The 12,389-nt window shown below is 70.9% G+C and carries 9 protein-coding genes; 4 read left to right on the top strand and 5 right to left on the bottom strand.

The window, feature by feature from the left end:
- The first annotated feature begins 6 nt into the window (after positions 1 to 6).
- Positions 7 to 4,881, top strand: a complete 4,875-nt coding sequence (locus ABGB01_RS34855) for a DNA repair ATPase (protein ID WP_347777830.1) — start codon at positions 7 to 9, stop codon at positions 4,879 to 4,881.
- Between the two features lie 27 nt (positions 4,882 to 4,908).
- Here the strand turns inward: ABGB01_RS34855 and ABGB01_RS34850 are convergent, their stop codons facing one another.
- Positions 4,909 to 5,286, bottom strand: coding sequence for a MarR family transcriptional regulator (locus ABGB01_RS34850; protein ID WP_347777829.1), 378 nt, complete (start codon positions 5,284 to 5,286; stop codon positions 4,909 to 4,911).
- Positions 5,283 to 6,158 carry a dihydrodipicolinate synthase family protein gene (locus tag ABGB01_RS34845; protein ID WP_347777828.1) on the bottom strand — a complete coding sequence of 292 codons (876 nt, stop codon included), beginning with the start codon at positions 6,156 to 6,158 and terminating at the stop codon, positions 5,283 to 5,285. The genes ABGB01_RS34850 and ABGB01_RS34845 overlap by 4 nt, the downstream gene beginning before the upstream one ends.
- A gap of 71 nt (positions 6,159 to 6,229) precedes the next feature.
- On the opposite strand from ABGB01_RS34845, the gene ABGB01_RS34840 reads away from it, so the two are divergent.
- Positions 6,230 to 7,099 (top strand): LysR family transcriptional regulator, encoded by an 870-nt coding sequence (locus ABGB01_RS34840; protein WP_347777827.1) that lies wholly within the window; start codon positions 6,230 to 6,232, stop codon positions 7,097 to 7,099.
- A gap of 25 nt (positions 7,100 to 7,124) precedes the next feature.
- Here the strand turns inward: ABGB01_RS34840 and ABGB01_RS34835 are convergent, their stop codons facing one another.
- A complete protein-coding gene (locus ABGB01_RS34835) occupies positions 7,125 to 8,069 on the bottom strand; it encodes a serine hydrolase (protein WP_347777826.1) in 945 nt (314 codons plus the stop codon).
- Positions 8,070 to 8,203: 134 nt separating this feature from the next.
- Between ABGB01_RS34835 and ABGB01_RS34830 the strand changes: the two genes are divergently transcribed.
- Entirely contained in the window at positions 8,204 to 9,652 is a 1,449-nt protein-coding gene (locus ABGB01_RS34830) for a DUF234 domain-containing protein (protein ID WP_347777825.1), read from the top strand.
- Positions 9,653 to 9,671: 19 nt separating this feature from the next.
- On the opposite strand, the gene ABGB01_RS34825 is transcribed toward ABGB01_RS34830, so the two are convergent.
- Positions 9,672 to 10,382: a class I SAM-dependent methyltransferase gene (locus ABGB01_RS34825; protein WP_347777824.1), complete on the bottom strand. Its 711-nt coding sequence runs from the start codon at positions 10,380 to 10,382 to the stop codon at positions 9,672 to 9,674.
- A 126-nt stretch (positions 10,383 to 10,508) separates the two neighbouring features.
- On the opposite strand from ABGB01_RS34825, the gene ABGB01_RS34820 reads away from it, so the two are divergent.
- Positions 10,509 to 11,888 (top strand): LCP family protein, encoded by a 1,380-nt coding sequence (locus ABGB01_RS34820; RefSeq protein ID WP_347777823.1) that lies wholly within the window; start codon positions 10,509 to 10,511, stop codon positions 11,886 to 11,888.
- On the opposite strand, the gene ABGB01_RS34815 is transcribed toward ABGB01_RS34820, so the two are convergent.
- A complete protein-coding gene (locus ABGB01_RS34815) occupies positions 11,885 to 12,364 on the bottom strand; it encodes a tetratricopeptide repeat protein (protein WP_347777822.1) in 480 nt (159 codons plus the stop codon). The two genes, ABGB01_RS34820 and ABGB01_RS34815, sit on opposite strands and share 4 nt — an antisense overlap.
- Between the last annotated feature and the right edge of the window lie 25 nt (positions 12,365 to 12,389).

Genomic DNA, 12,389 nt, shown 5'->3' with positions numbered 1-12,389 from the left:
CCGTCTGTGACTGCGCTCGAAGCCGGGCCCGGGCTGGAGGCGGGGACGTACGAAGTCCTCAGGAACCGGCTCCAGGCCCAGGCCCAGGCCCTCGCGGCGACGGCCGAGGCGGTCAACCAGGAGCGGCTGCGCGTGTTCGGCGGCGCGGAGCTGCGCCTGCTGGGCACCGAGCGGATCCGTACGGAGAACAACTGCGTCCCCAGGGACATCGTCTCCCTGGGTGACGTGATGTTGTTCGGCTACAACGTCTTCATCGGGCTCAAGCCGGAGACGACGGTGGCCGACGTGTTCGCGGTGCACCGGTTCTCCAGGGACGGCGACGCCTTCCGGTTCGACGCCGACAAGCTGGAGGCGCTGGAGGATCCGGCGTTCAGGAAGGACTTCGCCGAGCTCTACCGCTACTACAAGGAGACGCGGCTGCAGCAGCTCCGGCGGGTGGAGGGCAAGCTGCTGGCGGTGTTCCAGACGGGTCCTGCGGATCTGCGGGTGCTCCGGTGGGCGGTCAGCACCGGCGGAGTCCCGAAATATCTGGATAACAGGGGCGAGCGTGACCACGTCTTCCCCCCGTCCCACGACTTCGAGTGGACCCCCACCACCCGCGACGACCACGTGCTCGGCCGCCACCCGCACATCTCCATCGACGGCGAGGTCTTCGTCGAGACCGTCGGCGGCGACCTCACCATCAAGATCGAGGACAACACGGAGACCGGCGCGGGCATCTACTCCGAGCCGGTCACCGAACCCCTGCAGAGCCTCGCCGACGCCGACGTCGAGTACGCCCGGGTCGGGCCGCTCATCCTCATGCGGATCAAGCCGTACAAGGAGGCCGACTGGCGGCACCTGGTCTTCAACGTGCGCACCAGGTCCGTCGTGCGGCTCGACGGCATCGGGCAGGCCTGCCAGCGGCTGCCCGAGGACCAGGGGCTGATCTTCCCCGGCGGCTACTACCTGGCGACCGGGGTCAGCAAGACGTTCGACACGGACGTGACCGACCTGGAGTTCGAGCGGGTGGTCCGCTCCCCCAACGGCGAGGACGTCCTGTACGTCTTCCACGCCATGGGCGACGGGCGCTCGCTGCTGCTGCCGTACAACGTGATCAGGAAGGAGGTGGCCACGCCCATCGTCTGCCACGGATACTCGTTGTTCGAGGACGGCACGATGGTCGTCTTCCGCGCCACCTCCGAGGAGCCGACCCGGGTCCACCCGATGCAGGTCTGGCAGACCCCGTACGTCTCCGACACCTACGCCGCCGCCCAGCCCGCCGGCACCGGCCCGCTGGAGCGCATCGGCAACGCCGAGTTGGTGCGCGGCATCTCCGACTGCCTGTCGGTGTCCCGCATGGTCGAGGAGATGGCGCCGTCCGCCGGGACGTTCGAGGGGCTCATCGCCGCGTGCACGCGGGCGTTCGACTCCTACCACTGGCTCGGCGACCACGGCCTGCGCGGCCCGCTCTCCGACGTACGCGCCACCGCCGAGCAGGTCCTCGACGAGTACGAGAACGTCGAGCAGCTCACCAGGCAGGCCGAGCAGACGCTCGCCACGGCGACGGAGGAGACCACCCGCCTGGTCCGCCGCGCCCAGGCCGACGACCCGGTCACCGCTGACGCCTGGGTGAGTCTGCTGGCCACGCTGCGCAGGGCCCAAGGCCACCTGGTGACGCTGCGCGAGGTCCGCTACATCGACCTGGCCGCGCTCGACGCGCTGGCCGCGTCGGTTGCGGAGGAACTGGACTCGGTGGGCCGGCGGGCGGTCGAGTTCCTGGAGGGCGCGGACGCGTTCACCGCCTACCACGCCGCCGTCGGGCAGCTGGCCGCCGAAGCCGCCGCGATCACCACGGCCGCCGAGGCCGAGCCCGTCGCCGACCGGCTGGCCGAGCAGTCGGAGGGGCTGGAGGTGGTGACGGAGGTCGTCGGCTCGCTGGAGATCGCCGACGCCACCGTGCGCACCTCCATCCTGAGCCGCATCGCCGAGGTCCTCGGCGGCGTCAACCGCGCCAGGGCCGTGCTGGACGGCCGCCGCCGCGAGCTGCTGGGGGCCGAGGGGCGGGCCGCGTTCGCCGCCGAGTTCGCCCTGCTGGGGCAGGCCATCACGGGTGCGCTGGCGATCGCCGACAGCCCCGAGAAGTGCGACGAGCAGCTCGGCCGGCTGATGCTCCAGCTGGAGAACCTGGAGTCGCGCTTCGGCGAGTTCGACGACTTCGCCGCGCAGCTGTCGGCCAAGCGGGACGACGTCTACGAGGCGTTCTCCTCCCGCAAGCAGACGCAGCTGGACGAGCTGGCCCGGCGCGCCGACCGCATCTTCGCCTCCGCCGAGCGTGTCCTGGCCAGCGTCACCCGCCGCCTCGGCTCGTTGTCGTCGCTCGACGAGGTGAACACCTACTTCGCGACCGACCCGATGGTGGCCAAGATCCGCTCGGTCGCCGACGAGCTGCGCGCGCTCGGGGACGCCGTACGCGCGGAGGAGCTGGACGGGCGGGTCAAGTCGGCGCAGCAGGAGGCCGCGCGTTCCCTGCGGGACCGCCTCGACCTGTTCTCGGACGGCGGCGAGACCCTGCGCCTCGGCCACCACCGGTTCGCCGTCAACACCCAGCCGATCGACCTGACGCTGGTGCCGCACGTGGAGCGCGGCGATGACCGCACCTCCATGTACTTCGCGATCACCGGCACCGACTACCGCGCGCCCGTGCCCGAGTCGTTCGCCGACACCCGGCCCTTCTGGGATCAGTTGCTGGTCTCGGAGACGCCCGACGTCTACCGGGCCGAGCACCTGGCCGCATCGCTGCTCGACTCCGTCACGGCCGGCGCGCCCCTGGCCGACCTGGTCAGGCAGGCGGCCGAGTCGCGGTACGACGAGGGTTACGAGCGGGGCGTGCACGACCACGACGCCACGATCATCCTGGACGCGCTCGTACGGCTGCGCGAGGGAGCCGGGCTGCTGCGCTACCCGGCCGGCGTCCGCGCGGCCGCCCAGCTGTTCTGGGCGTTCGGGCTGGACGAGGTTTCACGTAAAACATCGACGACCCGGGCGCTGTCGCTGGTGCGGGCGCGCACGGTTTTCGGCGACACCTCCGCCCTGGGCGCGCTGGCCGCCGAGCTGGGCGCCGCGATCGCGGAGTTCATGACCGGTCTCCGTACGGGCGCCGCACCGGACGCGGGCCTAGCCGCTCTCGGTACGGGCGCCGCTCCGGACGCGGGGCTGGCCGGCGAATACCTCGTCGAGGAGCTGGGCAGCGGCCAGGCCGGGTTCGTGACCAGCAAGGGCGCGCGTGACCTGCTCGACGCGTTCCGCCACGAGCTGGGCCCGGTCAAGGCGCGCGAGTTCGAGGAGGACCTCCAGGCGCTCGCCCTGCCCGAACGCCTCCAGCTCGCGCAGGCGTGGATGTCCGCCTTCCGCGAGGGCCCCGAGGTCACCGAGGCCATCGCCGTACAGCTGTGCGACCTGCCCCGCCACGACTCGAGCGCCGCCACGACCGAGACCGTGGACGGGCTGCTGGGATCCCACCCCCGCGTCGCCGGGCGCAAGCTGGAGATCAGGCTCGACGAGCTGCTCACCAGGGCGCGCCGGTTCCGGCAGGAGCGGGTGCCCGCCTACCGCGCCTTCCAGCGCCGCAGGAGCGAGCTGGTCGAGGCGGAACGGCGGCGGCTGCGCCTGGACGAGTACCGCCCCAAGGTCATGAGCGCCTTCGTCCGCAACCGCCTGCTGGACGAGGTGTACCTCCCACTGATCGGCGACAACCTGGCCAAGCAGCTCGGCGCCACCGGCGCGGGCAAGCGCACCGACCAGATGGGCCTGCTGCTGCTCATCTCGCCGCCCGGCTACGGCAAGACCACCCTCATGGAGTACGTCGCCAGCCGGCTCGGCCTGGTGTTCGTCAAGGTCAACGGCCCGGCGCTGGGCCACGAGGTCACCTCGCTCGACCCGGCCGACGCGCCCGACGCCACGGCCAGGCAGGAGGTGGAGAAGATCTCGTTCGCGCTGGAGACGGGCAACAACACGCTGCTCTACCTCGACGACATCCAGCACACCTCGCCGGAGCTGCTGCAGAAGTTCATCTCGCTCTGCGACGCCCAGCGCCGCATCGAGGGCGTGTGGAACGGCCGCACCCGCACGTACGACCTGCGCGGCAAGCGGTTCGCGGTGTGCATGGCGGGCAACCCGTACACCGAGTCGGGCCAGCGGTTCCGCATCCCCGACATGCTGGCCAACCGGGCCGACGTGTGGAACCTGGGCGACGTGTTGTCCGGCAAGGACCACCTGTTCGCGCTCAGCTACATCGACAACGCCCTCACCTCCAACCCCGTGCTCGCGCCGCTCGCCGGCCGTGACCGTGCGGACGTGGAGTTGCTGGTGCGGCTGGCCAGGGGCGACTCGACGGTACGGCCCGACCAGCTCAGTCACCCGTACACCAAGCCGGAGCTCGACCAGATCCTCAGCGTGCTGACCAAGCTGGTGCGGGTGCAGGAGGTGGTCCTGGCCAACAACCAGGCCTACATCGCCTCGGCCGCCCAGTCCGACGCCGCCCGCACCGAGCCGCCGTACCGGCTGCAGGGGTCGTACCGGAACATGAACAAGCTGGCCGAGCGCATCGTGCCCGCGATGAACGACGACGAGCTCGAAGCGCTGATCGACGACCACTATCTGGGCGAGGCCCAGACCCTGACCTCGGACGCGGAGGCCAACCTGCTCAAGCTGGCCGAGCTTCGTGGCCGTCTGACCCCCGCCCAGGCCGAACGGTGGGCGGCGATCAAGGCGGCCTACCTCAGGGCCAAGGCGCTCGGGGGAGCCGAGGACGACCCGATGACCAGGGCCGTCGGCGCGATCGGGCTGCTGGCCGACCGCGTCGGCGACGTCGGCACGGCCATCAGGGAGTCCGGACGCTGACCGGCGCCCGCGGGGGGCCGCTCCGGGTCATCCGGTGAGCGCCTCCGTCGCCTCCCGCTGCAGGGCCGTCGACCGTTTCAGGTAGTCGAGGATCAGCTTCAGCTCGTCGTCGGTGTACCGCTCGTACAGGTGCGCCAGCGCCGCGACGAACGGCGCGAACAGCTCCGCGAACCCGGCCAGCTGCTCGGAGTTGATCTCGACGATGACCCGGCGCCGGTCCTTGGTGTCGCGCACCCGCCGCACCAGCCACCTGGACTCCAGCCGGTCGATCAGCCCGCTGATCGACGCCGGCGCCAGCCCGGTGTGCTGCGCGAGCTCCCCCGCCGTCAGGGGCCCGAGGCGTTGCAGCAGATCGCGACCTGATGTTGCCGGTCTTCCTGAAGAAGGGCGCGAGCCAGGAATCACTCGCCTGGATGTACCGCTACGAGCCGAGCCTGTGACACCGCGCCGGCGCTCGCGGGCACGAGCGGCAACCGCACGTCCGGGGTCGGGATCACGCCCTGGGCGTGCAGCACGCCCTTGAGCACGGTGGGGTTGGGCTCGGCGAAGAGCGTCGCCGAGAGCCGGGCCAGCCGGTGCCCGAGCGTCCTGGCCCGGGTGACGTCCCCGGCGTGCCAGGCGCCGGCCAGCTCGGCGAAGCTCGCGGTCTCCAGATGCGCGGAGGCCAGGATCCCGCCGGCCGCGCCCAGCGCCAGCAGCGGCGAGATGAACGCGTCGTCGCCGCCGAGCACCTCGAACCCGGCGGGCAGGTCCCCGAGCAGCGCCACGGCGTCCTGGTCGAGTCCCGCCGCGTACTTCACGCCGGCGATCATCGGATGAGCGCCCAGGCGGCGCAGCGTGGCGGCACCGACCGCCTGCCCGGTCCTGTAGGGGATGTGGTAGATCACCAGCGGCACCGGCGTCTCCTCCGCCAGCGTCTCGAAGTGCGCGACCACGCCACGCTCCCCCGGCCGCAGGAAGTACGGCACGGTCACCAGCGCCGCCCCCACCCCCTCCGGGAGGCGCCGCAGCGCCCCGGCCGTCGATCGAGTGTCGTTCCCCGTCACCCCCACCGTCAGCAGCGCCTGCCGCTCGGCGCAGACCCGCGCGCAGACGTCGATCACCAGCGCCCGCTCCTCCAGGTCGAGCGCGGCCACCTCTCCGGTGGTGCCCAGCGCGACCAGGCCGGCCGCGCCCTGGTCGAGCACGTGGCCCGCGAGCTTCTCGACCGCGTCCGCGGCCACCTCCCCCGAGGAGGTGAACGGAGTGATCAGCGGTACGTGGATTCCTCTCAGCATGCTTCGAGGGTGACCCGTGCGAACCCGTTAGGTCCAGCACTGATTTCTTGGCCAGAGGTTAAGCTGAACTTATGCTCGACCCGCGCAAGCTCCTCCTGCTCCGCGAGCTCGCCAGGCGCGGCACGATCGCCGCGGTGGCGCAGGCCGTGACGTTCACGCCCTCGGCCGTCTCCCAGCAGCTCTCGGCACTGGAACGGGAGGCGGGCGTGCCGCTGCTCGAACGCACGGGCCGCACGGTGACGCTGACGCCCGCGGGCCATCTCCTCGTCGAGCACGCGCAGGCCGTGCTCGAGCAGCTCGAACGCGCGTCGGCCGCGCTCGCCGCCGCCCGCGCCGGGCCCTCGGGGCCGTTGCGCGTCGGCGCGTTCCCCACGGCGGCCCGCGTGCTCCTGCCGCCCGCGCTCGCCGCCCTGACCGGCGCCCACCCGGGTCTCGAGCCGAGGGTCTCGGAGATCGACCCGGCCGACGTCTCGGCCGCGCTGCGGGCGGGCGAGCTGGACGTGGCGCTCGTGCACGAATACGACTTCGTGCCGCCGGTCACGGACGCGTCCATCGAGACCGAGCCGCTGTTCAGCGAGCCGATCTACCTCACCGACCGCCCCTCGATCGCCGCCGCCCGCGCCGACGCGTGGATCACCAACAAACCGGGCACCCTCTGCCACACGATGGCGATCAGGGCCTGCCAGGCGGCCGGGTTCGAGCCGATGGTGCGCCACCACATCGACGACTTCGACACCGTGCTCGCCTTCGTGGCGGCCGGCCAGGGGGTGGCGCTCGTGCCCCGCCTGGCGGCCATCGACCCGCCACCTGAGGTGTCGCTCACCCGCCTGCCGCTGAGCCGCCGCACGCTGGCGGCCTTCAGGCGAGGGTACGGCGGGCACCCGGCGGTCAGAGCGGCCGTCTTTGCCTTCCGCACGGCCGTCACCCACCTGCCCCTCTGACGCCCGCTCCTCAAGCCCGGGATCCTCACCTGCCGAGCACGGCGTCGAGCACGGTCGTGGCGCTGACCATGTCCCGGTCGTACTCGCCGGCCGTCACCGCCACGACCAGGTCCTCCTCCGGCACCGCGAGCAGTCGCTGGCCGCCGTTGCCGATGCCTTCGTACTGCCGGCGCTCGCCGGTACCGACGTACCACTGGTAGCCGTAGCGGAACTCGCCCTCGATCACGACCCGGGGCGTGAGCATTTCCGTGATCCACTGGCCGGGCACGATGTCGCGGCCGCCGTCGAGCACCAGCCGGCCGATGGCGGCCAGGTCGAGCGGGCGCAACCGCAGCCCGGCCGCGGCCATGGCCAGCCCGTCGTCGCCCTTGGACCAGTGGAAGTCGCCGATGCCGAGCGGCCGGAACAGCGCGGTCTCGGCGTACTCCTCCAGCGGCTTGCCCGTGCCGCGCGCGATGACGCCCCCGAGCAGCGCCGTCGCGCCCCCGCAGTACAGCCACCGCCTCCCGGCCTCCTCGACGACGGGCCGCTCAAGCACGTAGCGATGCCGGTCGGGTGCCAGCTCCATGGCGATCTCGCTGTTGGCCGGGGACGTGTAGGGGGCGTCCTCGTTCCATTCGAGGCCGAGGGTCATGGTGAGCGCGTGCTCGATGGTGAGGTGCGCCCGCTCCGGATCGGCCACCAGATCCGGGTATTCGGCGAACTGCCGCACCAGCCCCTCACCGGGCTCCGGCACCAGTCCTTCACCCAGCGCGATCCCGTACAGCAGCCCGACGACGCTCTTGGACACCGACCGCACGTCGTGCAGCGTGTCCCGGTCGAACACGACGTGCCCCAGGTCCTCGCCGAGCCGGTGATCCGGCCCGGCTCCGTAACGTTCGAGGACGACCTCCCCGCCCCGCATCACCACGAGACCGTGGAAGTTGGGCGCCTTGCCCGCGCGCAGGACCTCATCGACCCGCTCAGCCATCGCCACAGTTTCCTCCTGACAGTCGGCACATCAGGCATACCGCCTGACACCATGTCAGGCGCAACCATCGAGTAAGGTCGGATCTTAGTAAGATGCAGTCTTACTAAGATAGCAACTGACTTTGGAGCCGCTCGATGGTGATGGAGTTCTCAGGACGAGCGCAGGATCTCCGGCTTCTCCAGGAGCAGCTGAGCCTGGTGCTGGAGCAGAAGCTGACGACCAGGGGCCGGGCGCTGATCATGACCGGCCGGCGGCGGGTCGGGAAATCCCGGTTGGTGCAGGAGTTCTGCGAGCGCTCGAATCTTCCGTACCTTGTTTTCCAGGCCACGCGCGGGCGTTCTCCAGCCGCGGAACGCCATGACCTCGTGCAGAGCATCGACTGCGCCGGATTCCCGCAGGCCGAGCTGGTGCGGGGAAATCGCCCCGCCGACTGGAACGAAGCGCTGAGAGCTCTCGCGGCGGCCGCGGGTGACACTCCCTGCATCATCGTTCTCGACGAGGTGCCCTGGCTGGTGGAGCAGGACGGCGAGTTCGAGGGAGCCCTCCAAACCGTCTGGGACAGGCTTCTGTCGGCCAGGCCGATCCTGCTGATCCTCGTGGGCAGCGACCTCACCATGATGGAAGCGCTGCAGGAGTACGGCAGGCCGTTCTTCGGACGGGCCGCCCGCATGACGATCAGACCGCTGCACCTGGCCGACGTCGCCGAGATGACCCGGCTTCCCGCCGCCGACGCCATCGATGCCCTGCTCATCACCGGTGGCTTCCCGGAGATCGTGCGCTCCTGGGAACCGGGTTCGTCCCGCACCGATTTTCTCCGCCGGAGTGTCGACTCGCCGCTGTCGCCCCTCCTCGTGGCCGGCGAGCTCACCCTCCTGGCGGAGTTCCCCGCAGGGGGCCACACCAGATCGGTGCTGGAGGCGATAGGAGCGGGCGAACGCTCCTTCGCCAACATCGCCGCCAGGACGGGAGGCACGTCACCGTTGCCGTCGGGCACCCTGGCCCCCATCCTGGCCACGCTGGTGGCGAAACAGGTCATCGCGGCCGATCTCCCGTTGTCCACGTCACACGACACGAAGAACAAGCGTTACCGCATCGCCGACCACTACCTGCGCTTCTGGCTGCCCTTCCTCCAGCGCGCGATCCATGACAGCGAGCGTGGCCGTCCTGACATCGCGCTGCGCCGCATCGACAGGTCGTGGACGTCCTGGCGCGGGCGTGCGGTCGAACCCCTCATCCGGGAGACCCTCGCCAAAGCGCTGCCGGATGACACCTGGCCCTGCACCGAGGAGATCGGCGGCTGGTGGAACCGCCAGAACAACCCGGAGATCGACCTTGTCGGCGCGGACAAGAGACCCGTCGCCGGGCGCGTGCACTTCACCGGATCGATCAAGTGGCTCGACAACCGCCCGTTCGACCGTCATGACTACGACGAGCTCGCCCGGGGCGCCACCTTCGTCCCCGGCGTCACAGCCGACACCCCGAAGGTCGCCGTATCAAAGGCGGGCACAGCGCCTGGGCTGGCGCTCGACCAGGTCTGGGGGCCGGACGATCTCGTCGAGGTGTGGCGGCGGCCCTCCCGATGATCACGACCGCTACATCCCGTCATGCGGCAGGGCTTCTGGCCTCGAGGATCTCCGTGCGGGACCACGGCCCGCCGTACCAGAACCGCCAGCCGGCGTCGCGCCGCCGTACGTCGACGACGCCGAGCGAGCGCAGCGTGTCCTCGTACGCGCGGGTGTGGTGCGGGTCGGCGATCAACATCAGCCCGCCGGGCCGCAACACCCGCAGCGCCTCGCGCACGGCCTGTTCCCTCCCGCCGGGGCGCGCGATGGTGTGGATGGCCTGGTCGGTGACGACCACGTCGAACGCGCCGTCCTCGAACGGCAGGTCACGCAGGTCGCCCACCACCAGCGACACCCGGTCGGCGACGCCCTCCCGCTCGGCGTTCGCCCTGGCCCGCGGCGCTTCCTTGGAGCGCTGGTCGAGGCCGGTCACGTGGCCCTCGTCCAGCCGCCGTGCGGCCAGCGTGAGGACGGCGCCCCGCCCGCAGCCCAGGTCCAGCAGGCGCTCGCCGCCCTCCAGGCGGTCCAGCTCCGCCGCCCAGACGGCCGGCTTGCCGCGCCGCGTGGTGTAGAGGTGGCTGCCCGCGCTGGCCAGCGTGTAGGTGCCGCCGAGCAGGAAGGCGACCCCCGCCTCAGGGACGTCGTACGCGAACGACAACACCGTGAGCGCCGCCAGCATGATCACTCCGAGGAGCAGACCCGCCAGCGCCCAGGGTGCGTCGAACCCGTATCTACCGTGTCGCTTGCCCACATTCACGTTATATCTCAAGATGGTCTTGACCGGGAATTGACCGAACCCCGCCCTGACGCACCATCACAGCGCATTGCTCATTACTAGGGTGACCTGGATGGGCACACATTGGGGGTTTGACCAGGCATGACGGAGAGAGAACGAGGTTTTGGCCTGGGAGCGAGCATCGCCCTGACCATGGGAGCGGCGATGTTGTGGGGAGTGGCACACCTGGCGGTCGAGCGCCGCCGATCCGGTCTGGCGCTCATGGTGGCATACGTGCTGATGCTGGCCGGCGTGCTCACCGTCTTCACCGCGTACAGCGCCAACCTCCTGTCTCTGGCCGTTCAGCCCCGCTGGCTGACCGTGCTCACCGTAGCGCTGGTGACGATCGCCCTGGCCTGGACCGGCGTGATCGTCTGGTCGTTCGTCCTCGTACGCCCCCCGCGCTCGGATCGGATCGGCCGCTTCCTGACCACGACGCTGACCGTCGCCCTCTGTGCTCTCATCCTGGCTCCCACCGCCTACGCCGCCAGGATCGCCTACCTGTCGCGGGACGTCGTGAACACGTTGTTCCCGTCCAGCGCCGACAGCACGCCCATCATGGCCCATGATCCGTGGAACGGCGCGGCGCGCGTGCAGTTCCTGCTCCTCGGCGGCGACTCGGCGCCCGGCAGGCCCGGCGTGCGCACCGACAGCATGACCGTGGCCAGCGTGGACACCACGACCGGCGCGACCACGCTGTTCGGCCTGCCGCGCAACCTCCAGCGCGTGCCGCTCCCCCACGGCCCGGCCGGCAGCCGCTTCCCGTTCGGCTTCACCGGCGCGGGCCCCGACACGCCCGGTCTGCTCAACGAGATCTTCCAGTACGCCGAGGTCCACCCGGACATGGTCCCGGGCGTGCCGAAGGGCGAGCGCGGCCCCACACTGCTCAAGCAGACGATCAGCGGCATCATCGGCCTTCCCGTGCAGTATCACGTCCTGGTCGACATGAAGGGCTTCGCGGAGCTCGTCGACGCCATGGGCGGCGTGCGGGTCACCATCAAGGACCCCATCGTGTACGGCCGCAACCGCGAGGGCCTGCTGCCGCCCGGCACGCGCAGGCTCTCCGGCGAGGAGGCCCTGTGGTACGGCCGCTCGCGCACCGACAGCGACGACTATGTCCGCATGGGACGGCAGAAGTGCCTGCTCAACGCGGTCGTCAAGCAGGCCGAGCCGATGACCGTGATCAACAGTTTCGAGCGGCTGGCCGCGGCCGCCAAGCGGACCATCTCCACCGACCTGCCCCAGGAGCTCCTGCCGGCCGTCGTGGACCTGTCGCAGAAGGTGAAGAACGCCAGGATCCGCAGCCTCAGCTTCGTGCCGCCGCTGATCGACACGGCGAACCCCGACTGGCGCCTCATCCGCGACACGGTCTCCGACGCCCTGAGGGAGCGCCCGTCCACCAAGACCGTGCCGACGCGCGAGAAGCCGCCCGCGACGCCGAAGCCGGACAGTCCGATCAACCTCGACGCCACCTGCGGTTAGACCGTCTCGTCCAGGTGGTCGGCGTAGTAGGCGATGGCGCGTGCGTACCCGCCGGCCCGGTCTGACTCGGCGACCACCTGAAGCAGCGTCGTGACCGCCTCGGCGGAGCGCCCGGCGTTGTGCAGCGCCATCGCCATGAACGAGCGCAACGCCCCGTCGCCGGGGAATTCCTTCAGCCCTCGCTCGAACGTCTCCAGCGCCTCGGCGGGCCTGCCGAGCACCCGCAGGGTGCTGCCGTACCCCGTGAAGGCCCCCAGCCGGTCGGCGTCGCTCAGCCCCTCGCCCGCCAGCGCGCGTTCGTAGTAGGGGACCGCCTCGGCCTCGAGGCCGAGCGCGTCGTGCGACCATGCCGCCTGGTAGGCCACCTCGGCGTCGTCAGGGTGCCGCCGGGCCAGCTCGACGAGGAGCTGCCGGGCCTGCTCGCCCTGGCCTTCCTCACGCAGGCGTACGGCGCGTGCCAAATCGTCGTTCCGCATGCACCGAGTGTGGCATGATGAGGCT

Source organism: Nonomuraea sp. B5E05, from assembly GCF_039880665.1.
GTDB lineage: Bacteria > Actinomycetota > Actinomycetes > Streptosporangiales > Streptosporangiaceae > Nonomuraea.
The sequence above is the reverse complement of the archived record's forward strand: the minus strand, read 5'-3'. Positions and strand labels throughout refer to the sequence as shown.

Bases quoted from the DNA above. Each gene is read 5' to 3' on its own strand.
- ABGB01_RS34845 (WP_347777828.1), bottom strand. From the start codon at position 6,158: ATGCTGAGAGGAATCCACGTACCGCTGATCACTCCGTTCACCTCCTCG.
- ABGB01_RS34840 (WP_347777827.1), top strand. From the start codon at position 6,230: ATGCTCGACCCGCGCAAGCTCCTCCTGCTCCGCGAGCTCGCCAGGCGC.
- ABGB01_RS34835 (WP_347777826.1), bottom strand. From the start codon at position 8,069: ATGGCTGAGCGGGTCGATGAGGTCCTGCGCGCGGGCAAGGCGCCCAAC.
- ABGB01_RS34830 (WP_347777825.1), top strand. From the start codon at position 8,204: ATGGTGATGGAGTTCTCAGGACGAGCGCAGGATCTCCGGCTTCTCCAG.
- ABGB01_RS34820 (WP_347777823.1), top strand. From the start codon at position 10,509: ATGACGGAGAGAGAACGAGGTTTTGGCCTGGGAGCGAGCATCGCCCTG.
- ABGB01_RS34815 (WP_347777822.1), bottom strand. From the start codon at position 12,364: ATGCGGAACGACGATTTGGCACGCGCCGTACGCCTGCGTGAGGAAGGC.